Raw genomic sequence first — 23,722 nt, forward strand, 5'->3', positions numbered from 1 at the left:
GCTCAGCGCAGCGAGAAGTACGAGACCGTGCCGCCGCCGTTCGCGAGCGCGACGTCGACGTCCCAGTAGTCCGCGTCCTTGGTGTGGCCGCCGACCCAGACCTTCGTGCCCTGATCGGTGTGCTCGACGCGGGTGACGACCGCCGTGTGGTCGCGGTCGCCCGAGCGGTCCCAGTCGAACTGGGCGATGTCGCCGACCTTGACCTGCTCGCGCTGGTCGTCCGACAGCTCGGTCGCACGGTCGGTGCGCGTGCGCAGGTAGTCGCGCAGCGCGGTCGAGCTCGACCACGCCGACGACATCTGACCGGTGCCGCGGTCGTAGTACCACGCGCCGTCCATCGACCAGCCGCGCGCGATGAGCGACTGGCTGGCGAAGTTCGCGCAGTCGACGCCGCTCAGCACGCCGTACTCGGCCGTGTTGTAGTTCGACCAGTGCGCCAGCACGTAGGCGACCTGCGCCTGGATGCCGGGGTCGTCGGTGTAGGTGAGCGTGAGGGGCGCGGTGTCGACCTCGTCGGCCGGGAGCGGCTCGGACGCCGAGACGATGCCGTCGATCGACGTCGTCACCGAGGCCGGGGCGGATGCCACGGGCACCTCGACGTCGACCGGCGACCCTGCGGCATCGGCCAGGACCACCTCGGCGTCGCCGCGGACGGCGTCGTCGACCGCCGGCACCTCGAAGGTGACCTCGGTCGGGCCGCTCTCGACGAGCTCGGCCGGGCTTCCGGCGACGGTGACCTGCGAGACCCGGTCGAGGTTGCGGCCGAGGACGGTCACGAGGGTGCCGCCCGTGAACGGCGCCTCGACGGTCGAGAGCCCGGTCGTCACGACCGGGCGCGTGTCCTGCACGATCGGCGGGATCACGACGTCGTCCGCGGCGGCGGAGTCCGCGGCGTCCGCCAGTGCGGCATCGCGCGCTGCGGCGTCGGCCACCGCCGCGTCGTCCACGCCCGAGACGAGGGCGCCCGCGACGACGGCACCGCCGAGCAGGAACGCGGCGCACGCGGCGAGCAGCGGACGGTGCGACCCGCTCGACGGACGGCGGTTGCCGAGCCGGTCGGCCCGGTGCCGCGGCAGCCGACCGCCGCCGCCGAGGGTGCGGAGGCCGGCGGTACCGGCCTCCGACGGCGCCTCGTCGGTCGCCCGGGGCGCCTCCGGCTCGGCCGGATCGGGCACGGCCGAGTCGGGACCGGGTGCGGCCTCGGCCGTGGCGACCACCGGGGCGTCGACGACGTCGACCTCCTCGGGGCCGGCCGACGCCTCCGCCGCGCGGGGGGTCGCGTCGGAGACGGGCGCGGGGTCGCTCGCGGCGGACGGCTCGGCCGGATCGGGCACGGTCGAGTCGTCGGCGGATGCCGCGGGGGTGAACGTCGACCGGCTCGCGGCGGGTCGGGTCGCCTCCGGCTCGGGCAGGTCGAGGTCGGCGCGCACGGCGGCGAGCGCGGCGGCGCGACGCTCGGCGGGGTCGCCGGACCGGTCGGCGCCGGGGGGCTGCGTCAGGTCGAAGTCGCGGGCGGTCGCCGGGTCGGGGGCGCGGTACGTGGACCGGCGCAGGGCAGGCGGGAGGAAGTTCTTGGGCACGAGGCGGGGGTGTTTCGTGTCGGCATTTGGGGGGACACGACAGCACACCACGTCATCTTGTGAGGATGCCTCGCGGGCACTGGGAGGACCGTGAGAGCGCGCTCACGCGAGGCGCTGCCGGCGCGCGTCGCGGGCGACCGCGATGCCCGTCAGCAGGAGCGGCACGAGCACGAGGATCGCGACCACGTTGACGCCGGGGAAGCCCGCGAGGCCGAGCACGACGCCGGAGAGCGCGGCGGAAGCGGCCGCGGCGACGTTCATCGCGGCATCCGTGGCGCCTTGGAGCGCGACGCGGGACGCGGGGTCGACCGACGTCGTGAGGAGCGTCGATCCGCCGATGAGCGCGGCGGACCAGCCGAGGCCCAGCAGCCCGAGGGCGATCGGGAGCAGCACGACCGAGTCGCCCGGAGCGAAGACGCCGATGAGGGTGGAGGTGAGCAGGATCGCGCCGCCCAGGGCGATCACCCGCGGAGCCCCGATGCGGTCGGCGAGCCAGCCCATGACCGGGCTCGCCCCGTACATGCCGAGGATGTGGATCGAGAGCACGACGCCGACCAGGGCGATCGGCACGCCATGCCCGACCATGTGCACGGGCGTCATGACCATCACCCCCACCATGACCGTGTGGGCGCAGACGATGGACAGGATCGCGAGCCGGCCGCGCAGGTCGGCGAACGCCGACCGGAACGCGGTCCACGACCCCACCTGCCCGCTCGAGCCGCCCGCCGACCGGTCGGAGGCGAGGCGTCCGGCGCGCGGGAGCCGGAGCACGGCTGCGGCGATCAGGGTCGCCACGGCGAACACGACGCCGGACAGCACGAACGGCCCGACCAGCGCGGGCAGGCCGGCGGCGCGACCGAGTTCGTCGCCGGTCGACGACATGAGGGGGCCCGCGACCGAGCCGATCGTCGTGGCCCACAGCACGAGGGACATCGAGCGCGCCTCGAAGCCGGGCGAGGCGACCTCGGTCGCGGCGAACCGCGCCTGGAGGCCTGCGGCCGTGCCGGCGCCGAACGCGGCGAGCCCGAGGAACACGACGGGCACGATGCCGGTCGTCGCGGCCACGACGATGAGGATCGCGCCGATCGCCGAGGCCGCGTAGCCCGCCGCGAGTGCGACGTGCCGGCCGCGGCGCACCGCGATCCGTGCGAGCGGGATCGCGGCGAGCGCCGCACCGAGCACGCTCGCGGACTGCGACAGGCCGCCGAGCGCGGTGACGCCCGTGAGGTCGGAGACGAGGATGGCGGCGAGCGCCATGCCCGTCGCGACGCCGATCCCCGCCAGCAGCTGGTTGACGATCAGCAGGGCGAGCTGCAGGCCCGCGCGGCCCCGGACGCCCGTGGAATCCGACTCGTCGTCGGCGGGCGCCTCGGCGCGCCCGCCCGCCGCGTCACTCATAGTCCGGCGCCGGCGGCAGGTCGAAGAACTCCTCGAGGGTCGTGATGCCGCGGTCGTGCATCTCGTTCGAGAGGTCGGTGCCGATGTAGCGGAAGTGCCAAGGCTCGAACTGGTAGCCCGTCACCTCGACCTTGTCGGCCGGGTAGCGCAGCAGGAAGCCGAACCGGTAGGCGTTGTCGCGGAGCCACTGCCCCTCGGCCGTGTCGGCGAAGCAGGCGTCGAGCGAGCAGTTGCCGGACTCCGCGCCGATGTCCATCGTGAGGCCGGTCTGGTGCTCGCTGTATCCCGGCCGCGCCGTGAGCGTGTCGTCGCCGTCGTAGACCTCGTCCTGCGTCCAGTACGACCGGTAGGCGCTGTTGGAGGCCAGGTACAGGTCGGCCTCGTCCGCGGCGGCCTGGAACATGGCGACGATCGCGTCGGACGCCTCGGCACGCATGAGCGGCTCCCAGGTGTGCGCGACCGGCACCGTCACGAGGTCGTCGGGCTCGTAGTCGATCGGGTCCAGCGGCCGCAGCTTGTCGACGACGACCCAGATGCTGGCGGGATCGTCGATCGAGTGGGCCTCGGGGTTGAACACGTCGACGTCGACGGGCGGCGGCTCCGACCCCGGTGCCGGCCGCGGGGCCTCCTCGGTGGGCTCGGCGGAGGCGACCGGCTCGGCGGTCTCGCCCGACGGCGCGAACGCGAGGATCGCCCAGACCGCCGCGCCCGCGATCACGGCCATGCCGACGATGCCGGCGATGAGCCGGTTGCGGCGGACCCGCGCCGAGCTGCCGGACCCGTACGACATCAGTCCGCCAGCCGCCAGTAGTAGACCTCGGCGCCGGGGTGGTCCTCGGTGATCGCCGCGTCGACGTCGCGGTAGTCGCTGTCCCTCGTGTGCCCGGCGAACTGGATGCGGACGTCGCCGTCGTCGCTGCGCTCGATGCGGGTGACGATGCCCGTGTGATCGCGGTCGCCCGAGTCGTCCCAGTCGAACTGCACGATGTCGCCGAGTCGGACCTCGTCGCGGTCCTCGTCGTCGAGCGGTGTCGCGAGCTCGGGGTGCGCGGCGAGCCAGTCGTGGAATGCGCTCGAACTGCGCCACGACGCGCTGGAGTCGTACGGGTCGTCCCCGTGGTACCAGTCGTCGGTCTCGGTCCATCCCCGCGCGACGAGGGACTGGCTGGCGAAGTTCACGCAGTCGTTGCCTTCGAGCACACCCCACTCCTCGACGTTGTAATCCGACCAGTATGCGAGCACGTAGTCCAGTTGCGCCAGCACCGCGGGATCGTCGGTGCGGTCGGCGACCAGGTCGGCGGCCGCGGCATCCGCCCCGCCGTCGTCGGCGGCGCCCCCGCCGCCGTCACGACCGCCCGGCACCGAGGCGTCGGCGACGGCGACCTGCGGAGGCAGCGGCGGGATGCCGGCGCACCCCGTCAGGCACAGCGCACCCATGGCGGCGGCGCCGGCGAAGAGGACGACGGCGCCGCGACGGAACGGGAGGGAACGGGGCACGCGGCAACGCTAGACGCGACGCCTCCGAGGAAGCCGGGAGCGGGCTGCACGGGAGCGGTGCGACGGGCCCGCGGCGGCGGGCTCGGGCGGACCCGGGAGCGGAGACGGAACCGGAAACGGAACCCGGAGACGGTCACGGAGATGGTCACGGATCGGTCACGATCGCGCCGTCCAGTCGGAATGTGAGAGCGCTCTCTTGACAGTACGACGGGCGAGTGCCTAGCATCGACAACCGCATCGTGAGAGCGCTCTCACCGTCAGGTCGGCGCGTTGCTCGCGACGCCCCTGCAACCCGTTTCCACGCACACAAGGGAGTGACCGTGAAGCTTTCACGACGCACCAAGGCGATCGCCGCCATCGCAGGCGCCGCATCGTTCGCACTCATCGCCACCGGCTGCGCCGCGGGCGACGACTCGGGCTCGGAGGCGGCCGACGGCCCCATCGAGCTGACCGTGGCCACGTTCAACAACTTCGGCTACACCGACGAGCTCCTCCAGGAGTACATGGACGAGCACCCGAACGTGACCATCGTCCACAACATCGCCGCCGAGTCCGGCGACGCCCGCGCCAACTACTTCCAGAAGCTCGGCAAGGGCGGCCTGGCCGACGTCGAGGCGGTCGAGATCGACTGGTTCGCCGAGGCCATGCAGTACTCCGACCTCCTCGCCGAGGCCCCCGACAGCGTCAAGGGCCGCTGGCTCGACTGGAAGGAAGCCGCCGCGACCGACGCCGACGGACGCCTGATCGGCTTCGGAACCGACATCGGGCCGCAGGGCATCTGCTACCGCTCCGACCTGTTCGAGGCCGCGGGCCTCCCCAGCGACCGCGAGGGCGTCGCCGACCTGTTCGACGGCGACTGGGAGAACTTCCTCGACGTCGCGGACCAGTACCGCGAGGCCACCGGCAAGCCCATGATCGACTCGGCCAACTCGGTGCTCCAGGGCATCGTGAACCAGATCGAGTACACCTACACCGAGCCGGACGGGACGGTCATCGCGACGACCAACCCCGAGGTCGAGAACGCCTACAAGCTCGTCACCGAGCGCGCCATCCCCAACTCGGCGTACTCCGGCCAGTGGTCGGACGACTGGTTCGCCTCGATGGCCAACGGCGAGTTCGCCACGATGCTCTGCCCGGGCTGGATGCTCGGCGTCATCTCCGGCAGCGCCGCCGACGTCGACGGCTGGGACATCGCGGACGTCTTCCCGAACGGCGGCGGCAACTGGGGCGGCTCGTACCTGACCGTCCCGGCCGACGGCGAGAACGTCGAGGCCGCGCTCGAGCTCGCGGACTGGCTGACCAGCCCCGAGACGCAGATGAAGGCGTTCGCCAACGCCGGCACCTTCCCCAGCCAGGTCGACGCCCTCGAGGGCGACGAGCTCGCCGGTGCCACCAACGAGTACTTCAACGACGCGCCCACCGGTGAGATCCTCTCGCACCGCGCCGCGTCGGTGACGGTCGCCCCCTACAAGGACGCCGACTACTTCAAGTACCACGACGCGCTCCAGAACGCGGTCAACCGGGTCTTCGACGGCTCGGAGGACGAGCAGTCGTCCTGGAACACCTGGGTCGCCGAGGTCGAGGCCTTCTGACGGCCGAGGGTGATGCGGGCCGGTCCCCCCGGCCGGCCCGCACCACCCGCCACCCCGACGCATCCATCCACCCGATTCGGAGCCATCGTGACCTCGACGCAAACGCGCCCGCCGGCGCCGGCGACGCAGCCGGCCGCTTCCGAGCCCGCAGCCCGCCCGGTACGCGTGCTCGGATTCCGCCAGAACCTCAGCCGGTGGGACCTCAAGCTCTCGCCGTACCTCTACATCTCGCCGTTCTTCATCATGTTCGCGATCGTGGGACTCTTCCCCATCGCCTACACCGCGGTCATCTCGCTCATGGACTGGGACCTCGTCCGGAACCGCGGCGAGTTCATCGGCTTCGACCAGTACGTCTGGATCCTGCAGAACCCGCAGTTCTGGACCGCCCTGCGCAACACCTTCAGCATCTTCCTGCTCTCGAGCGTGCCGCAGCTGATCGCCGCGATCGCCATCGCCGCGATGCTCGACCGCAACATCCGGGCCAAGACCTTCTGGCGCATGAGCGTGCTCGTGCCGTTCGTCATGGCCCCCGTCGCGGTCGCCCTCATCTTCGCCAACATGTTCGGCGACAACCACGGCCTCGTGAACGGCGTCCTGACCGACCTGGGGCTGCCCGCCGTGCCGTGGCACAAGGACCCGTTCTGGAGCCACGTCGCGATCGCCACGATGGTCAACTTCCGGTGGACGGGCTACAACACCCTGATCCTCCTCGCGGCGATGCAGGCGATCCCGCGCGACTACTACGAGGCGGCCAGGGTCGACGGCGCCGGGGCCTTCCGCCAGTTCCTCCACATCACGCTGCCCTCGCTCAAGGCGACCCTCATCTTCGTGATCATCACCTCGACGATCGGCGGCCTGCAGATCTTCGACGAGCCCCGGATGTTCGACAACACCGGCGAGGGCGGACCGGCCCAGCAGTGGCTCACGATCACCCTGTTCCTCTACAACATCGGCTGGGGCGAGTGGAACTTCGGTCGCGCGGCCGCGCTCGCCTGGATCCTCTTCCTCATCATCCTCGTCATCGGCCTGATCAACCTCGCCGTGACCCGTGCACTCGTCCGCGACGAGGGCACCCGCGCCCCGAAGGCCGGCAAGAAGCAGAAGGGAGTGCGCGCATGAGCTCACTGAACTCCCCCGCCGCACTGTCCATCGTCGAGTCCAGCATCCCCGAGACCCCGCAGCGCAAGCGCAACCGCACGACCCGCATCAAGGGCCAGCGGGCCGGCGTCTGGGTCTACGCGGGCCTCGGGGTCGTGCTGATCGCCTCGCTGTTCCCCTTCTACTGGTCGTTCCTGATCGGTTCGGGCGACTCCTCGACCATCAACGACCCGGACTTCTCGTGGTGGCCGGGCGGGAACTTCCTCGCCAACGCGCAGACGGTCGTGAGCGACCCCGCCGTGAACTTCTGGCCCGCACTGTGGAACTCGATCTACAGCTCGGCCCTCATCGCGGCCGCCGTCGTCCTCACCTCGACGCTCGCGGGCTGGGCCTTCGCCAAGCTCCGCTTCCCGGGGTCCAAGGCGCTCCTCGTGTTCGTCGTCGCCACGATGGCCGTTCCGATGCAGCTCGGCGTCGTCCCGCTCTACATCCTCTTCGCCGACCTCGGCTGGACCGGCCAGATCGGCGCGATCATCATCCCCGCGGTCACGAGCGCCTTCGGCGTCTTCTGGATGACGCAGTACCTGCGGCAGGCCGTGCCCGACGAGCTCATCGAGGCCGCGCGCGTCGACGGCGCCTCCATGATCCGCACGTTCTGGACGATCGGCGTCGTCGCCGCCCGCCCGGCCGCAGCGATGCTCGGCCTCTTCACCTTCGTCACGGCCTGGAACAACTTCTTCTGGCCGTTCATCGTGCTCGACCGCAGCGACCCGACGCTGCCCGTGGCGCTCTCGCTCCTGCAGTCCAACCACTTCGTGGACTACTCGATCGTGCTCGCGGGCGTGCTGCTGTCGACCATTCCCCTCCTCGTGCTGTTCGTCGTCGCCGGCAAGCAGCTCGTCTCCGGAATCATGCAAGGAGCTGTCAAGGGATGACCGTCATCCAGCCCACCACCGGCGCATCGACGGATGCCGCCGCCACCCGTGCCCGGACGGAGCTCCGTCGGTTCCCCGACGACTTCCTCCTGGGCGCGGCCGCGGCCGCCTACCAGATCGAGGGCGCCGCCCACGAGGACGGCCGGACCGACTCGATCTGGGACGCGTTCAGCCGTGTGCCGGGTGCCGTCGTCGCCGCGGACAACGGGGACGTGGCCTGCGACCACTACCACCGCTACCGCGACGACGTCGCCCTGATGCGCGAGCTCGGCCTCAACGCCTACCGCTTCTCGACGTCGTGGTCGCGCGTGCGCCCCGACGGCGGCGCCGTGAACCCGAAGGGCGCGGACTTCTACTCGCGCCTCGTCGACGAGCTGCTCGAGCAGGGCGTCACGCCGTGGCTGACGCTCTACCACTGGGACCTGCCGCAGGCGCTCGAGGAGCAGGGCGGCTGGGCGAACCGGGACACCGCCTACCGGTTCCGCGACTACGCGCTCACGATGCACGACGTGCTCGGCGACCGCGTGAAGATCTGGACCACGCTCAACGAGCCGTGGTGCTCGTCGTTCCTGAGCTACACCGCCGGCGCGCACGCCCCCGGCCGCCAGGACGTCGCCGCCGGACTGCAGGCCGCGCACCACCTCATGCTCGGCCACGGCCTCGCGGTCCAGGCCCTGCGCGAGCGCGACGCGTCGCTCGACCTCGGCATCACGCTGAACCTGACGGTCGCGAAGCCCGTCGATCCGGCGAGCCCGGGCGACCTCGACGCCGCGCGCCGCATCGACGGCCAGTTCAACCGCGTCTTCCTCGACCCGATCTTCCGCGGCCACTACGCCGGCGACCTGCTGGCCGATGTCGGTCACCTCGGCCTGCGCGACGCGATCCAGCCGGGCGACCTCGAGATCATCTCCGCGCCCATCGACGCGCTCGGCGTGAACTACTACCACGGCGAGTTCGTGAGCGACCGCCCGGCGGACCACCCGCTCGAGGGCCAGGCCCCGACCGATCGCCCGACGCGCTCGCCGTTCCCCGCGGCCGACGGCGTGCACTTCCACCCGCAGGACCTTCCGCAGACCGGCATGGGCTGGGAGGTCCAGCCCGACGGGCTGCGCGAGCTGCTCGGCCGCGTGCACCGCGAGTACACCGGCCCCGCCGGCGTGCGCCTGTTCGTCACCGAGAACGGCGCCGCGTACGACGACGAGGTCGCCGAGGACGGCGCCGTGCACGACGTCGAGCGCACCGACTTCCTGCTCGCGCACCTCGACGCGATCCTCGACGCGATCGAGGAGGGCACGCCGGTGCACGGCTACTTCTACTGGTCTATCCTCGACAACTTCGAGTGGGCCTGGGGCTACGACAAGCGGTTCGGCATCGTCCGCGTCGACTACGAGACCCAGGAGCGCACGATCAAGGACAGCGGGCTCGCCTACCAGCGGGTCATCCGCGACCGGGGGCTGCCGGCGGCATCCGCCCGCTGAGCGTCGGACGGACCGCCACGGAACCGACGCCACGAGCCGCACGGAAATAGACTGACGAGCATGACGGGCACGATCGGATCCGGGGCGCGGTCGTCGGCACCGACCCTGGAGATGGTGGCGCGCGAGGCCAACGTGTCTCGCGCGACGGTCAGTCGCGTCGTCAACGGCTCGCCCAAGGTGTCGCCCGAGGTCGTCCGGGTCGTCAACGCGGCGATCGCGAAGCTCAACTACGTGCCCAACCGGGCGGCGCGGTCCCTCGCGAGCCGGACGTCCGGGGCCATCGCGCTCGTCGTGCCCGAGGACACCCGCATGTTCTTCGGCGACCCGTACTTCGCGGCGATCGTGCAGGGCATCACCCGTCGTCTCGACGACAGCGAGTACCTGCTGAACCTGCTGCTGTCCACGAGCGACCCCAACCGCAAGACCGTGCGCTACCTGCGTTCCGGCGTGGTCGACGGCGCCCTCGTCGTGTCGCACCACGAGGGCGACCACCAGCTCCACGAGGCGGCGCACGAGATGCCCATCGTGTTCGGCGGCCGTCCGCCGAACATCACCGAGACCGACATCTTCGTCGACGTCGACAACCTCGAGGGCGGCATGACGGCGACGGAACGGCTGATCGCGGTCGGGCGCAAGCGCATCGGCACGATCACCGGCCCGCTCGACATGCCCGCCGCGGTCGACCGCCTCGAGGGCTTCCGCCGCTCGATGGCCACCGCCGGCCTGCCCTCCGACGCCGTCGAGAGCGCCGACTTCACGGTCGCGGGCGCGGTCGCCGCGACCCGCCGCCTGCTCGACCGCGAGCCCGACGTCGACGCGATCTTCGTGGCGAGCGACCTCATGGCGACGGGCGCGCTCGCGGTGCTGCGCGAGCGCGGCCGGCACGTGCCCGAGGACGTCGCCGTGGTCGGCTACGACGACAGCCCCGCCGCGACCTCGTCGGCGATCCCGCTCACGACGGTGCACCAGCCGTCGGAGGAGATGGGCTACCTGATGGCCGACCTGCTCCTGCGGCTGCTCGCGGGCGAGGACGTGCCGCACCGCAACATCATGCCGACGAGGCTCGTGCGCCGCGCATCGGCGTAGACGAGCGCCGGGAGCGGCCGCGCGTCAGGGCTCGAAGCGGATGCCTGCGGCGTCCCCGAACCGGCGACGCATGACCTCGACGGCCTCGGCGTGCTCGTCGACGAGCACGAACCGCCGCCCGAGCTCGCGCGCGACCGCCCCGGTCGTGCCCGACCCCGCGAACGCGTCGAGCACCCAGTCGCCGGGTCGGCTGGACGCCTGCACGATGCGGCGCAGCACGCCCTCGGGCTTCTGCGTCGGGTAGCCGGTCTTCTCGCGACCCGTCGGCGAGACGATGGTGTGCCACCAGACATCGGTGGGCAGCTTGCCGCGCGCGGCCTTCTCGGGCGTGACGAGGCCCGGCGCCATGTACGGCTCGCGGTCGACCGAGGTCGAGTCGAACCAGTACGCGTCGGGGTCCTTCACGTAGACGAGGATCGTGTCGTGCTTGGTCGGCCAGCGCCGCTTCGACTTCGCGCCGTAGTCGTAGGCCCAGATGAGCTCGTTGAGGAAGCACTCGCGGCCGAACAGCGCGTCGAGCAGCACCTTGGCGTAGTGCGCCTCACGGTAGTCCAGGTGCAGGTAGAGCGTGCCGTCGTCGGCGAGCAGCCGCCACGCCTCGGCGAGCCGCGGCTCGAGGAACGCCCAGTAGTCGTCGAACCGGTCGTCGTAGCGCATGAGGTCGCCGCGGATCCGCTCGTACCGGCGGCCGGCGAAGCCCGTGACGGTCGAGCGCATCGGTGCGGGGTCGACGGATGCCGCGTCCGCCGCGGCATCCGTCGCGCCCTGCCGCACGTGGCGGAGCGCCTGGCGCGTCTGGGCCCGGCCGGTGTTGAAGGGCGGGTCGAGGTAGACGAGGGTGAACCGGCCGTCGGGGAGCGTCGGCAGCACGTCGAGGTTGTCGGCGTGGATGACGCGGTCGGGCTCGTCGTCGGACACCGCTCAAGTCTGCCAGCGCTCGAGTCTGCCAGCGCTCGAGTCCGCCGATGCTCCCCGGCGAGCCGTTCAGTGGACGTGCACGTGCTCGTCCGTCCCCCGCGCCCCGGCGGCGACCGGGTCGTGGCCGGCGACACCGCCGGCCGCGTCCGCCACGCCGCCGGCCGAGTGCACGACGCGCCCGCCGACCACCGTGAGCTCGGCGTGCTCGCCGAGCAGCCCGGCCGGGTCGTGCGCGTGGTCGTACAGGTCGCCCGACCAGACGACGAGGTCGGCGTCCATGCCCGGCGCCAGCCGGCCGCGCGACGACTCCAGGTGCCAGGCGCGGGCGCCGTCGACCGTGTACGCCGCGAGGGCCCGGTCGACGCCGACGCGCTCGGGCGCCGTCCACGCCGCAGCGCCATCGAGCCCCGCGCGCGTCGCGGCGGAGTACAGCCCGACGAGCGGATCCATCTCGCCCACCTGCCAGTCGCTCGAGAACGCGACCGTCGCGCCGGAGTCCATCAGGCTCCGGAAGCGCCAGGCACGGCTCCAGCGCTCCTCGCCGACGTTCTCCATCCAGGTGCCGGCGACGAGGTCGGGCGAGCAGTGCCGGGGCTGCATCGCCGCGGTGACGCCGAGCGCGGCGAACCGCGGCAGGTCGTCGGGGTGCAGGCACTCGACGTGCACGATCCCGTGCCTGCGGTCGACCGTGCCGTTCGTGCGCGCCGCCTGCTCGATCGCGTCGAGCGCGAGGCGGATGCCGCCGTCACCGGTGGCGTGCGTGTGGGTCTGGAATCCGAGGCGTTCGAGCTCGGTGACGACGCTGACGAGCTCGCGCCCGGCGTCGCCGGGGTAGGACGGTCGCCCGCGCACGCCCGGCCGGTTCGCGTAGTCCTCGAGCATGAGCGCCGTGTGCGGCTCGATGACGTCGTCGGCGTACAGCTTCAGCGGTCCGAGCCGCAGGAGGCCGTCGGCATCGGGCGCGGCCTGCGCGCGGTCGACGGCGCCCCGGAGCTCGGCGCGGAACGCGGCATCCGCCCCGACCGGGTGGAACAGCGCCGCGATCACGCGCGAGGTGAGCACGCCCTCGGCGAGCGCGCGCTCGAAGAGCGGCAGCTCGGCGAGCGGGACCTGGGGCTCGACGACGGTCGTGATGCCGAGCGACGTCGCCATCCGCATGCTGCCCCGAAGCTTCCGGTACCGCCGCTCGGGCGAGTACATCGGGATGTCGCGCTGCAGCGCGGCGAGGCCGGCGACCGTCATCGCGCTCGTGTAGAAGTCGGTCACCCAGCCGGTCGCCGTGGCGTCGGCGTCGCGCTCGGGCCGGCCCCAGGCGAGGTCGCCGCCGCCGGCGATGCCGAGGGCGCGGAGCGCGTTCGCGTCGAGCCAGACCGAGTGCTGGTCGTAGGTCGTGACGAAGATCGGACGGCCGAGCGGGTCGAGCCCCGCGAGGTCGTCGGCGTTCGGCCTGCGGCCCTCGACGATCGAGTACACGGCGTTCTCGGCGCAGATCCAGCCGAGGTCGGGCCGTCGGGCGGCGAACGCCGAGATGCGCCGCCGGACCTCGGCGAGCGTGGTCGCACCCTCGAGTGAGACGGCGTCCTCGTCGAACCCGAGCAGCAGGTGGTTGTGGCTGTCGATCACGCCGGGCGTGACGAGCCGACCGGCCGCATCGATCATGCGGGACGCGCGGGGTGCGTCGGCGGCGTCGCCCACCCAGGCGATGCGGCCGTCGACGACCCCGACGGCCCCCGCCCACGGGGCGCGCGCGTCGAACGTGCGCACGCGCGCCCCGGTGATCAGGAGGTCGAGGTTCACTTCGCGGGCTCCCACTCGTCGTCCTCGGCCGCGAGCAGGTGCGCGGTGCCCGGGTTCCGGCGCAGGTACAGCCCGTAGTAGGCGAAGCCCGCCACGACGATGCCGATCGCGATGCCGAGGCTGACCCACTGCGCGGGGTCGAGCACGCCGATGATGAAGATCGCGGCGATCGCGATGAGCGAGACGACCGGGGCGAGCGGGTACAGCGGCATGCGGAACGTGCCCGTCACGTCCTCGCCGGCGCGCGCCGCGGCATCCGTCTGGCGACGCACGACCAGTGCGGCGAGCGCGATGAAGCCGTAGCTGAAGGCGAGCGTCGACCCGGTGGCGTTCAGGAGCACGTCGAACGGGATGAAGCAGGCGGCGAGGGCGAGCACGCCCATGACGACGGTGGCCGCGACCGGCATCCGCGTGGCCGGCGAGATCGTCGCGAGCGGCCGGGCGACGGGCTCGGGGAGCGCGCGGTCGCGGGCGGCGGCGAAGAGCAGCCGGCCCGACTGCAGCGCGATCGCGATGATGGCGTTGACGATGGCGAGCGCGACGGCGACGAGCACGATGATCGTGATCGCGTCGCCCGAGCGCGCGGAGAGGAAGGTCTCGACCGGCAGCGCCGCGCCGAAGAGGTCCTCGAGCGAGTCGGCGCCGAGCAGGATGGCGGTGAGCGGCACGAGTTCGGCGACGACCGTGATGACGGCGCTCCAGATGACCGCGCGGGCGATCGAGCGGCGGGCGTTGCGCGTCTCCTCGGCGAAGTAGATGGCCCCGCCGTAGCCGTTGTACGAGAAGATGCCCTGCGTGATCGCCAGCACGAGGCCGGCGATGCCGAGCGGGGCGAGCCCGCCGGTGGCGGCGTCCAGCGCCTGCGGGTCGAGCAGGTCGGTGATCGGGCGCTCCACGTGCACGAGGCCGAGCACGGCCAGCAGCGCGAGGGCGGCCATCTCGACGACGAGGAAGGCGCCGGTGACCCACGCGTTCGCGCGGATGTTGAAGCACGCGGTGACGGTGGCGAGCGCGATGACCACGATCGCCGTCCACAGCGGCTCGAGGCCGGCGATCGCGACGCCGAGGTAGTCGGCGACGCCGAGCGCGAAGATCGCGACGATGAGCGGCAGCGTCACGAGGCTGATGAGGAACACCGCGGAGCCGGACGCCGGCCCGAGCACGCGGCTCACGAGCGAGTAGTCGCCGCCCGCGATCGGATGCCGCGAGCCGAGCTCGGCGTAGCAGTACGCGATGAGCAGGCTGATCACGCCGGCGAGCGCGAAGCCCCAGAACACGCCCGTGCCGTAGGTGGCCAGGGCGGCGCCGCCGAGGATGAAGACGCTGGACGCGGGCGAGATGCCGGACAGCGTGATGAGCACGTTGCCGCCGACGCCGAGCGAGCGCGAGAGCTTCGCGCCGTGCGTCGTCGTGGCGGCGGTGTCGAGGGTGGGCGGTGTGGTCATGTCGGTCTCTCTTCGTCGGGAGCACGTCGTGTTCCGGGGGCGATGACGCTGGTCGACCAATTATTTGACACTAGCGTCAATGAACTCGACGAGTGTGGCAGGGCGATCGGCTAGTGTCAAGGAATGGCTCGACCGCGCAACCAGCGGGCCCGCCGCGACGCGCTCATCCAGGCGACGTACGACGCCGGCCACCGGCACGGGCTCCGGTCCCTCTCGCTCACCGACGTCGCCGCTCAGGCGGGGCTCACCCGAGGCGCGATCCTCTACTACTACGAGGACCTCGACGCCCTGCTCGTCGAGGCGCACGCCGCTGGCATCGAGCGCTTCTGCGACGCGCGCGACGCGCGCATCGCCGAGCTCGACGACCCGCGCGAACAGCTCTCCGCCGCCATCGAGGGCGGGCTGCCGAGCGGGCCCGACGACGCGCTCATGAGCCTGCTCTACGAGTTCGACGTGCTCGCGGGGAAGTCGGCGCTGCACGACGAACTCGTGCAGAAGCTCTACCTCCGCCAGCTCGACACGTACCGGCGCATCTTCCGGGCCGGCCGCGAGAGCGGGGCGTTCACCCCCCGCCTCGACGACGACCAGCTCGCGATGACCTTCGTCGCGCTCGAGGACGCGTACGGCCTGCACATCGTCGGCGGCAACGCGCTCATGACCGTGGGCACGGCGTCGGCCGCGATGCTGGCGGTCGCGGGCGACCTCGGCTGCCCGACCACGACCGCCGACATCGGGGCCGCGTCGGGCTGACGGCCGGCCCAGCGCGAACCGACCGCGGGCCCATTGCGAGCGCGGCGCCACGCCACGCGCGCAGCCGCGCGTTCCGGCGCGCATCCGTCGGCCCAAGGTCCCGGTCGGGCCGCTCCCCCGGCCGCTAGCCTGACGGCCGACGGCGCGGGGCGTGCCGTCGCGCGGAGGGAGGGCGACCGCGATGCGCGCACTGGTCGTGTACGAGACCATCTGGGGCAACACGGGCGCCCTCGCGCAGGCCGTCGCCGAGGGCCTGCGCGGGAGCGCCGGCGTCGATCGCGTCGACGTCGTCGCCGCGTCCGACGCGCCCTCCGCCATCGATCCGGAGGTCGACCTGCTCGTGGTCGCCGGGCCGACGCACGCGTTCTCGATGTCGACCGCGTCGACGCGCGAGTCCGCGCGCACGCAGGGCGCCACCGCCATCCCGTCGCGCGGCATCCGGGAGTGGATCGACGGGCTCGCCGTGCCCTCGTCGGCGGTCGCGGTCGCGACCTTCGACACGCGCACCGTGCGACCGCGACTGCCCGGCTCGGCCGCCAGGAAGGCGATGCGGGCGCTCGTCGCGAAGGGGTTCCGGCCCGTCGAGGCACCGCACACGTTCGGGGTGCACGGCTACACGGGGCCGCTCGCCGACGGCGAGCTCGAGCGGGCGCACGAGTGGGGCGCGACCCTCACGGACATGTAGGGGCGAGGCGCGGCATCCGCTCGTCGCCCGTGCGGGCGGTCCGGATCAGCGCTCGACGTCGAGGCGGATGCTGCCGCGGAACCGGTCGGGATCGCCCTCGTCGGCCGCGGGCGCCGCGAAGGCGATGCCCTTGTCGCCGTCGCCGGGGAGCGGGGCCGGCGCGGGGAGTCGCGACTGGCGATCGGCCTCGACCTGCGCCTCGTACTTGCGCGGGGCGAACACCTCGTCACCGATCATCAGCACCGCGGCGCCGCTCGGCTTGCCCTTCTTGGTCTTGTCGGACAGGTCGATCCAGCCGAAGCGCACGGCCACGATCACGAGCGCGATCGCCGCGCCCGCGATGAGCAGGATCATCCACAAGTCCACCCGGCGATTCTAGACGCCCGACGAGTCCTCACGTTCAGGGCTTCCACAGGCACCCTCCCTCGGCCCACCCCGCCCACCGTTCTCAGGAGTTATCCGGCGGGTCGCTGCGCCGAGCGGCGTGTCCTCCTGAGAAGCGTCCGGTTTCGCCGCGACCTCCTGAGAAACGTGCTGGGCGGCGCGCCGGCCGCGTGGGGGTCAGGGCACGCGCTGCAGCCAGTCCTCCGTGGCGAACTTCGAGGCGACCAGGGCCTCCGCCTCGGCGAGCTCGTCGGCCGCGACCGTGCCGGTCGTCGCGCCGTAGAGCCCGGCGAACGTCTCCTTCAGCCGCTCGATGACCTCCGCCCGCGGCAGTCCGGTCTGCGACCGCAGCGGGTCGACGCGCTTGGCCGCCGACGCGATGCCCTTGTCGCTGATCTTCTCGCGGCCGATGCGCAGCACCTCGAGCATCTTCGCGTTGTCGAGGTCGTACGCCATCGTCACGTGGTGCAGCACGCCGCCCGAGCCGAGCCGCTTCTGCGCGGCACCGCCGATCTTGCCCGCGGGGCTCGCGATGTCGTTGAGCGGCTGGTAGGTCGCGTCGATGCCGAGCGACCGCAGTCCCTGCAGCACCCAGTCGTCGAGGAACGCGTACGAGTCGGCGAAGCTCATGCCCTGCACGAGCTCGGCGGGCACGTACAGCGAGTACGTGACGACGTTGCCCTTCTCCATCATCATCGCGCCGCCGCCCGAGATGCGGCGCACGACGTCGAAGCCGTACCTGGCCGCGCCGTCCGGGTCGACCTCGTTCCGCACCGACTGGAACGAGCCGATCACGACGGCCGACTCCTCCCACTCCCAGAACCGCAGGGTCGGCTTGCGCCGCCCCTCGCCGACGCGCGTCGCGAGCACCTCGTCGAGCGCGAGGTGCACCCGCGGCGGCACCGCCGGGTCGTGCACGATCTCCCACTCGTAGTCCGACCAGGTCGTGGCATCCGTGATCGCGCGGCGTACGGCGACCGCGATCGCCTCGGCCGAGAACCCGAGCATCACCGCGTCCGGACGCAGCCCCTTCGTGATCGCGGCCGCGATCTGCTTCGCATCGGATGCCGCGGGCAGCCCGTCGAGCGACCGGTTCAGGTCGTCGAGGGCCTCATCGGGTTCGAGGAAGAAGTCGCCAGCGACGCGCGCGTTCCGGATCGCCCCGTCGGCGACGTCGAAGTCGACGACGACGAGCTTGCCGCCGGGCACCTTGTACTCACCGTGCATGGCTCCAGCCTACGGATGCCGCGGGCCGCCGCGCCCGGGGCGTAGGCTCGGCCACGACGCATCCGTCCCGACGGCGAGGGGGAAGCCGCCATGACCACGCTGTACCTGGCCCGCCACGGCGAGACCGTGTGGCACGGCGAGCACCGCTACGCGGGCTCGTCCGACATCGAGCTCACCGGCCACGGCCTCAGCCAGGCGGACGAGCTCGCCGAATGGGCCTCGCGCGCCCGGCTCTCGGCCGTGGTGTCGTCGACGCTCAGCCGCGCGCGCCTCACCGCCGAGCCGGCGGCCTCCGCTGCGGGGGTGGAGCTGCGCACCGACCCGCGCCTCGTCGAGATCGACTTCGGCGCGGGCGAGGGCCTCGGACCGAGCGAGCTCGCCGAGCGGATGCCGGCGGAGTGGGCGGCGTTCGAACGGCACCCGGCCCGCCAGCCGCTGCCCGGCGGCGAGGCGGGGGTCGAGGGGATCGCGCGGGCCAGGCCCGCCCTGCAGGAGCTCGTCGACGAGTTCGGCATCGGGCCCGGCACGGTCGGCGGTTCGGCGGCCTCCCAGCAGGGCGACCGGGTGCTCGTGGTGATGCACGGCACGCTGATGCGGCTGCTGATCTGCGACTGGCTCGGCATCGACCCCGACCGCTACCGCGACCTGTTCCCCGAGGTGGAGAACTGCGGCCTGACGCCGGTGCGGTTCGAACTGCTCGAGGGGCGGATGCAGCCGCGGCTCATCGGGTTCAACCTGCGCACGGCCCGCTGACGCGGCATCCGTCGGGTTCCGGCCCCGGCCAGCGATCGCGTTTCTCAGGACGCGGCGGTCGAAACCGCACGTTGCTCAGGAGAACATGCCGCGCTGTCCCGCGACCCGCCGGATAACTCCTGAGAAACGCGGACACCGACGACCGCGGGTCGGTCAGTCGACGGCGAAGCGGTCGTCGAGCCAGCGGACGAGGTCGCCGCGGACCTCGTCCTGGTTGGTCTCGTTGAAGATCTCGTGGCGGGCGCCGTCGTACACGACGAGCGTGACGTCGGCGAGCCCGGAGCGCGACGCGTAGGCGTTCGCGAGCTTCAGCGCGCTCTTCTCGCCGCCGAGCGGATCCTCCGAGCCGATCATGATGAGCAGCGGCAGCTCCGGGGGCAGGTTCCGCCTCGGGCGGCCGAGGAGGCGCGCGGCCTCGACGAGCCCGAAGAGCTCCTGGAGGGGCACGGCCGTCGTGTACGGGTCGGCGACGAACGCCTCGGCCACCGCCGGGTCGCGCGAGAGCCACTCGAGGCCCGTGGTGCCGAGGTGCCGGTGGCGGCGGTTCAGGTCGCCGGCGTTCATGTGGATCGGCGTGCGGTACGCCGTGCCGGTGAGCACCACGGCGTCCCACTCGTCGGGGTGCCGCTCGAGCAGGATCTGCGCCATGAGCGACCCCCACGAGTGCCCGAGCAGCACGAGCGGGACCTCGTCGCCCTCGGTCTCGCGGATGACGCCCGTGAAGAGGTGCACGTCGTGGATCGCGGCGCGCAGGCCTCCCGGGCCGAGCCGGCCCATCCGGTCGAGGTCGCCGCCGTGCTGCTCGAACCCGGTCTGCCCGTGGCCGCGGTGGTCGTCGGCCCACACCGAGTAGCCCGCGGAGTTCAACGCCTCGACGAGCGCGCCGTAGCGACCGATGTGCTCGCCGACGCCGTGCACGAGCTGGACGACGGCGGCCGGGTCCGGGACCCGCCACGACCGGTAGTGGATGTGCACGCCCTGCGGGTCGGTGAACGTCGGCATGCGCTCATCCTCGCAGGCCGCGGCCGCGGGCGCTCAGGCCTCCCGCGTGATCTCCACCGACACGAACAGCTCGGACGAGCTCGGCCCGGCGTACACCCCGCGCAGCGGCGCCACGTCGCCGTAGTCGCGCCCGCGGCCCACCAGCACGTGCAGCTCGCCCACCTCCGCCAGGTTCGTCGGGTCGTAGCCGCGCCACGACCCCGCGAACCACTCCACCCACGCGTGCGACTCCCCCGTCACGGTCGCGCCGACGGGTGCGTCGCTGTCGGGATGCAGGTACCCGGACGCGTACCGGGCCGGGATGCCGACCGAGCGCAGCGCGCCGACGGCGAGGTGCGCGATGTCCTGGCACACGCCCTTCCGCTCCGCCCACGCCTCGCGCGCCGTCGAGTTCACCCCGGTCACGCCGGTCACGTACTCGACGGCGTCGCCGACGGCGCGGGAGATCTCCAGCGCGGTCTCGCCGACCGGCATGCCCTCGGCCGCGATCTCGGCGGCGAGGGCGGCGACCTCGGGCGGCGGCTCGGTGGCATCCGTCTGGGTCGTGAACTCGATGAACGGCACGCTCGAGGTGCGGATCGCGGCGAGCTCGTCCCATGACGGCTCGGCGCCGCGCCCCGGCAGCGGACGCACCTCGACGACGCTCGTCGCCGTGACCGAGAGCTCGCGGTGCGGCGTGAGCACCTCGAAGGTGGAGACCCGGGTGCCCCAGTAGTCGAGGTAGGCGTGCTGGGTCGCGCCGGGCCGGATGTCGAGCGAGGCGTGCAGCACGAACTGCTCGCCGACCGAGTGCGGCAGCATGCGCGCCTCGTTGTACGACGCCGTCGCCGGCTCCTCGTAGGAGAACCCGGTGCGGTGGACGATGCGCAGACGGCTCACGTGACCTCCCCGATCCAGACCGGAACGACGCTCGTCGGGAAGTACCGGCGACGGATCGCGTCGCTGCCGGCCGACACGACCTCCTGCACGCGTTCCATGTTCCCGGCGAGGTCCTGCAGGATGTCGCCGATCGGCCGGTACTCCAGCTCCGAGCGGATCTGCCCGAGCAGGCGCTGGGCCTGGTCGGTGACGCCCACGCGCCCGGCGCGCGGGTCGATCTCGCGGAGCGACTCCTCGGCGCGGATGACGCTGGAGATGATCGAGCGCGGGAAGAGCCGGTCGAGCAGCAGGAACTCCGCCGCCGAGAGCGACGACGGCACGCCGCGGTAGCTGCGCAGGTACGCCTCGTAGCCGCCGCAGCTGCGCAGGATGGTCGTCCAGCTCGGCCCGCTCGCCTCGGTGAGCGATCGCGTGGCGAGCAGTCGCGCCGTCATGTCGGCCCGCTCGATGGATCGGCCCAGGTTGAAGAAGTGCCAGGCCTCGTCGCGGCTCGACGCGGAGTCGACGACGCCCACGGCGAGCGCGGCGCGGTCGCGGACCCACCGGAAGAACTCGTGCGTCTTGTCGGAGGCGACGTACCGCGGCATCCGCGAGTTCGTGTAGTTCAGCGCCTCCCAGAGCTCGGTCGAGACGATCTCGCGCGCCCGCCGTGCGTTCTCGCGCGCGGCCGTGACCGAGTGGGCGATCGACGCCGGGTTGCGCGGGTCGACGGCGAGCAGGGCGATGACGTCCTGCGGCCCGAGCGTCGCGTCGGGCTCGGGCTCGCTGCCCATCACCGCCATGAGGCCGCGGCACGCGCTGTCCTCGTCGATCCACGGGTCCTCGAGGAGCAGCTGCAGGTGCACCTCGAGGATGCGCGCGGTGCCGTCGCTGCGCTCGATGTAGCGCCCGATCCAGAACAGGCTCTCGGCGATGCGGCTCAGCATGGCGACCCTCCCGCCCGCTGCTGTTGCTGTTGCTGTTGCTGCTGGCGCACCGGGGCGTCCTCGTCCTGCGGCGAGGACTCGGGACGGTGCCGGTGGTGGGGGCTCGACGGGCCGGGCGACACGGCCTCGCCGATCACCGGGATCGACGCCGTCGGCGGCGCCGTGGCCTGGTCCGCGACGATCGAGCCGACGCTCGACCCGCCCGGCTTCGGGCTCGGCACGAGGCCCGCGATCGGGCCGGTCGTGACGGCGTCGTCGAGCACCCAGGTGTCCTTCGAGCCGCCGCCCTGGCTGGAGTTCACGACGAGCTGCCCCTCGGGCAGCGCCACCCGGGTGAGCCCGCCGGGCAGCACCCACACGTCCTCGCCGTCGTTCACCGCGAACGGGCGGAGGTCCGCGTGGCGCGGCCGCATGCCGTCCTCGACGAGCGTCGGGAGGGTCGAGAGCTGCACGACCGGCTGCGCGATCCAGCCGCGCGGGTCGGCGAGCAGCCGGGCGCGCAGGTCCGCGAGCTCCGACCGCGAGGCATCCGGCCCGACCACGAGGCCCTTGCCGCCGGAGCCGTCCACCGGCTTGACCACGAGCTCGTCGAGGCGGTCGAGCACCTCGGCGAGCGCGTCCGGCTCCTCGAGCCGCCACGTGTCGACGTTCGGCAGGATCGGCTCCTCGCCGAGGTAGTAGCGGATGAGGTCGGGCACGTACGTGTAGACGAGCTTGTCGTCGGCGACGCCGTTGCCGACCGCGTTGGCGATCGTCACGTGGCCGAGCCGCGCGGCGAGCATGAGGCCGGGCGCTCCGAGCACGGAGTCGGGCCGGAACTGCTGCGGGTCGAGGAACTCGTCGTCGACGCGACGGTAGATGACGTCGACGCGCGTGGGCCCGGCCGTCGTGCGCATCCAGACGCGACCGCCCGAGCAGAAGAGGTCGCGTCCCTCGACGAGCTCGACGCCCATGAGGCGCGCGAGCAGCGTGTGCTCGAAGTACGCGGAGTTGTAGACGCCCGGGGTCAGGACCACGACGGTCGGGTCGTCGACGCCTTCGGGCGCGCTCGCCCGCAGGGCCTGCAGGAGCTTGTTCGGGTAGTCGCCGACGGGGCGCACCCGCATCGACGTGAACAGCTCGGGCAGGGTCTGCGCCATCACGCGGCGGTTGGAGATGACGTAGCTGACCCCGCTCGGCACGCGGACGTTGTCCTCGAGCACGCGCCAATCGCCGCGCTCGTCGCGGATCACGTCGATGCCGGCGACGTGGATGCGCACGCCGTTCGCGCTCACGATGCCCGCGGCCTGCCGGTGGAAGTGGTTGGAGGAGCTGATCAGCGCGGCCGGGATGATCCCGTCGCGCACCGCGTCCTGCGGGCCGTAGACGTCGCCGAGGAACCGCTCGAGGGCCCGGACGCGCTGCGCGACGCCCGCCTCCACCCCGGCCCACTCGGCTGCGGAGATGACTCGGGGAACGGCGTCGAGCGGGAACGGTCGCTCCTCGCCGGCGAAGTCGAAGGTGACGCCCTGGGCCAGGTAACTGCTCGCGAGGGCGTCGGTGCGTCCGCGCAGCTCGTCCTGCGTCATCCGGGCGAGGGCGGGGTACAGCTCGCGATAGGGCTCGCGCACGGTGACCGCGTCGGCCGGGAACATCTCGTCCCATGGCCTCGCGCGACTCCTCCTGCGCGACCGCGTCGCCGCGTACCCGTCGAAGAGGCTTCCCATCCCCCGAGGCTTCCAGCCCGGTGTTTCATGCCGGTTACCGACACGCGTCGGGCCGGAATCGGGCGGAATCGGCATCCGTCGGCCCCGGAATCATTAGGCACGCTAATTTGTTATGCTAACGACGTGACCGACACCACCGCCCAGGCACCCGTGCGCGGGCGCCGCCCCACCCTCGGCGAGCAGAGCACCGAGTTCCGCCTCGCAGTCATGCGGCTGGCCCGTCGCATCCGGCAGGAGCGCGCCGACACCGAGCTCAGTGCGACGCAGTACGCGGCGCTCGCATGGACGGCGAGCGAGGGCCCGCTCACGCCCGGCCGGCTCGCCGAGCTCGAGCGGGTCACGCCGCCGTCGATGAACCGCACGGTGAACTGCCTCGTCGAGTCGGGACTCCTCGTGCGCGAGGGGTCGCCCGACGACGGCCGCAAGGTGCTGCTGCACGCGACCGAGGCCGGCGAGGACATCGTCCGCGAGACCCGCCGCCGCCGCGACGCCTGGCTGGCCAAGCGGTTCGCCGCCCTCTCCCCCGACGAGCGCGAGACGCTCGCATCCGCCACCGAGATCCTCAGGAGGCTCACCGACCAGTGAG

The 23,722-nt window shown here is 72.5% G+C and carries 22 protein-coding genes; 9 read left to right on the forward strand and 13 right to left on the reverse strand.

Features of this window, described 5'->3' with window-relative positions; genetic code table 11:
• Nucleotides 1-2: 2 nt before the first annotated feature.
• The 4 genes from ABD230_RS06080 to ABD230_RS06095 form a co-directional block, all read right to left on the reverse strand.
• The gene (locus tag ABD230_RS06080) at nt 3-1,580 is read right to left on the reverse strand and encodes an amidase domain-containing protein (protein ID WP_344370373.1); all 1,578 of its coding nucleotides are present in this window, start codon (nt 1,578-1,580) and stop codon (nt 3-5) included.
• A gap of 102 nt (nt 1,581-1,682) precedes the next feature.
• On the reverse strand, nt 1,683-2,978 hold the full coding sequence (locus ABD230_RS06085) for an MFS transporter (protein ID WP_344370375.1): 1,296 nt from the start codon (nt 2,976-2,978) through the stop codon (nt 1,683-1,685).
• Complete coding sequence (locus ABD230_RS06090) at nt 2,971-3,768, reverse strand: M15 family metallopeptidase (RefSeq protein ID WP_344370378.1); 798 nt, start codon at nt 3,766-3,768, stop codon at nt 2,971-2,973. The genes ABD230_RS06085 and ABD230_RS06090 overlap by 8 nt, the downstream gene beginning before the upstream one ends.
• Nucleotides 3,768-4,475: an amidase domain-containing protein gene (locus ABD230_RS06095; protein ID WP_344370382.1), complete on the reverse strand. Its 708-nt coding sequence runs from the start codon at nt 4,473-4,475 to the stop codon at nt 3,768-3,770. The genes ABD230_RS06090 and ABD230_RS06095 overlap by 1 nt, the downstream gene beginning before the upstream one ends.
• 320 nt (nt 4,476-4,795) lie before the next feature.
• Between ABD230_RS06095 and ABD230_RS06100 the strand changes: the two genes are divergently transcribed.
• The 5 genes from ABD230_RS06100 to ABD230_RS06120 all read left to right on the forward strand — a co-directional run bounded on the left by ABD230_RS06100 (nt 4,796) and on the right by ABD230_RS06120 (nt 10,664).
• Nucleotides 4,796-6,067 (forward strand): ABC transporter substrate-binding protein, encoded by a 1,272-nt coding sequence (locus ABD230_RS06100; protein WP_344370386.1) that lies wholly within the window; start codon nt 4,796-4,798, stop codon nt 6,065-6,067.
• A gap of 87 nt (nt 6,068-6,154) precedes the next feature.
• Nucleotides 6,155-7,186: a carbohydrate ABC transporter permease gene (locus tag ABD230_RS06105; RefSeq protein WP_344370392.1), complete on the forward strand. Its 1,032-nt coding sequence runs from the start codon at nt 6,155-6,157 to the stop codon at nt 7,184-7,186.
• Nucleotides 7,183-8,100: a carbohydrate ABC transporter permease gene (locus ABD230_RS06110; protein ID WP_344370395.1), complete on the forward strand. Its 918-nt coding sequence runs from the start codon at nt 7,183-7,185 to the stop codon at nt 8,098-8,100. The genes ABD230_RS06105 and ABD230_RS06110 overlap by 4 nt, the downstream gene beginning before the upstream one ends.
• Nucleotides 8,097-9,578: a GH1 family beta-glucosidase gene (locus tag ABD230_RS06115; RefSeq protein ID WP_344370397.1), complete on the forward strand. Its 1,482-nt coding sequence runs from the start codon at nt 8,097-8,099 to the stop codon at nt 9,576-9,578. The genes ABD230_RS06110 and ABD230_RS06115 overlap by 4 nt, the downstream gene beginning before the upstream one ends.
• A gap of 60 nt (nt 9,579-9,638) precedes the next feature.
• Nucleotides 9,639-10,664 (forward strand): LacI family DNA-binding transcriptional regulator, encoded by a 1,026-nt coding sequence (locus ABD230_RS06120; RefSeq protein ID WP_344370401.1) that lies wholly within the window; start codon nt 9,639-9,641, stop codon nt 10,662-10,664.
• Nucleotides 10,665-10,688: 24 nt separating this feature from the next.
• Here the strand turns inward: ABD230_RS06120 and ABD230_RS06125 are convergent, their stop codons facing one another.
• The 3 genes from ABD230_RS06125 to ABD230_RS06135 form a co-directional block, all read right to left on the reverse strand.
• Nucleotides 10,689-11,582 carry a DNA-methyltransferase gene (locus ABD230_RS06125; RefSeq protein WP_344370406.1) on the reverse strand — a complete coding sequence of 298 codons (894 nt, stop codon included), beginning with the start codon at nt 11,580-11,582 and terminating at the stop codon, nt 10,689-10,691.
• A gap of 66 nt (nt 11,583-11,648) precedes the next feature.
• On the reverse strand, nt 11,649-13,394 hold the full coding sequence (locus tag ABD230_RS06130) for an amidohydrolase (RefSeq protein WP_344370408.1): 1,746 nt from the start codon (nt 13,392-13,394) through the stop codon (nt 11,649-11,651).
• Nucleotides 13,376-14,824 carry an APC family permease gene (locus tag ABD230_RS06135; protein ID WP_344370412.1) on the reverse strand — a complete coding sequence of 483 codons (1,449 nt, stop codon included), beginning with the start codon at nt 14,822-14,824 and terminating at the stop codon, nt 13,376-13,378. Before ABD230_RS06135 ends, ABD230_RS06130 begins: the two co-directional genes overlap by 19 nt.
• Nucleotides 14,825-14,947: 123 nt before the next feature.
• Between ABD230_RS06135 and ABD230_RS06140 the strand changes: the two genes are divergently transcribed.
• Both ABD230_RS06140 and ABD230_RS06145 read left to right on the forward strand, forming a co-directional pair.
• The gene (locus tag ABD230_RS06140) at nt 14,948-15,574 is read left to right on the forward strand and encodes a TetR/AcrR family transcriptional regulator (protein WP_344370415.1); all 627 of its coding nucleotides are present in this window, start codon (nt 14,948-14,950) and stop codon (nt 15,572-15,574) included.
• Nucleotides 15,575-15,755: 181 nt separating this feature from the next.
• Nucleotides 15,756-16,259, forward strand: coding sequence for a flavodoxin family protein (locus ABD230_RS06145; protein ID WP_344370418.1), 504 nt, complete (start codon nt 15,756-15,758; stop codon nt 16,257-16,259).
• A 45-nt stretch (nt 16,260-16,304) separates the two neighbouring features.
• On the opposite strand, the gene ABD230_RS06150 is transcribed toward ABD230_RS06145, so the two are convergent.
• Nucleotides 16,305-16,625 (reverse strand): hypothetical protein, encoded by a 321-nt coding sequence (locus ABD230_RS06150; RefSeq protein WP_344370419.1) that lies wholly within the window; start codon nt 16,623-16,625, stop codon nt 16,305-16,307.
• Nucleotides 16,626-16,820: 195 nt separating this feature from the next.
• A complete protein-coding gene (lplAB, locus tag ABD230_RS06155; protein WP_344370420.1) occupies nt 16,821-17,870 on the reverse strand; it encodes a lipoate-protein ligase LplAB in 1,050 nt (349 codons plus the stop codon).
• A gap of 90 nt (nt 17,871-17,960) precedes the next feature.
• On the opposite strand from lplAB, the gene ABD230_RS06160 reads away from it, so the two are divergent.
• Complete coding sequence (locus ABD230_RS06160; protein ID WP_344370423.1) at nt 17,961-18,623, forward strand: histidine phosphatase family protein; 663 nt, start codon at nt 17,961-17,963, stop codon at nt 18,621-18,623.
• Between the two features lie 153 nt (nt 18,624-18,776).
• Here the strand turns inward: ABD230_RS06160 and ABD230_RS06165 are convergent, their stop codons facing one another.
• From ABD230_RS06165 to ABD230_RS06180, 4 genes are read right to left on the reverse strand one after another with little or no spacing between them, the layout of a single operon-like run.
• Nucleotides 18,777-19,625 (reverse strand): alpha/beta fold hydrolase, encoded by an 849-nt coding sequence (locus ABD230_RS06165; RefSeq protein WP_344370426.1) that lies wholly within the window; start codon nt 19,623-19,625, stop codon nt 18,777-18,779.
• Between the two features lie 33 nt (nt 19,626-19,658).
• Nucleotides 19,659-20,504 carry a transglutaminase family protein gene (locus ABD230_RS06170; protein WP_344370430.1) on the reverse strand — a complete coding sequence of 282 codons (846 nt, stop codon included), beginning with the start codon at nt 20,502-20,504 and terminating at the stop codon, nt 19,659-19,661.
• Entirely contained in the window at nt 20,501-21,430 is a 930-nt protein-coding gene (locus ABD230_RS06175; protein ID WP_344370432.1) for an alpha-E domain-containing protein, read from the reverse strand. The genes ABD230_RS06170 and ABD230_RS06175 overlap by 4 nt, the downstream gene beginning before the upstream one ends.
• The gene (locus ABD230_RS06180; protein ID WP_344370435.1) at nt 21,424-23,136 is read right to left on the reverse strand and encodes a circularly permuted type 2 ATP-grasp protein; all 1,713 of its coding nucleotides are present in this window, start codon (nt 23,134-23,136) and stop codon (nt 21,424-21,426) included. Before ABD230_RS06180 ends, ABD230_RS06175 begins: the two co-directional genes overlap by 7 nt.
• A 123-nt stretch (nt 23,137-23,259) precedes the next feature.
• Here ABD230_RS06180 and ABD230_RS06185 point away from each other — a divergent pair, with 123 nt between their 5' ends.
• Entirely contained in the window at nt 23,260-23,721 is a 462-nt protein-coding gene (locus tag ABD230_RS06185; protein ID WP_344370439.1) for a MarR family winged helix-turn-helix transcriptional regulator, read from the forward strand.
• Nucleotide 23,722 lies beyond the last annotated feature (1 nt).

It is taken from the genome of Agromyces tropicus (genome assembly GCF_039531345.1).
In the GTDB taxonomy this organism is placed as follows: Bacteria; Actinomycetota; Actinomycetes; order Actinomycetales; family Microbacteriaceae; genus Agromyces; species Agromyces tropicus.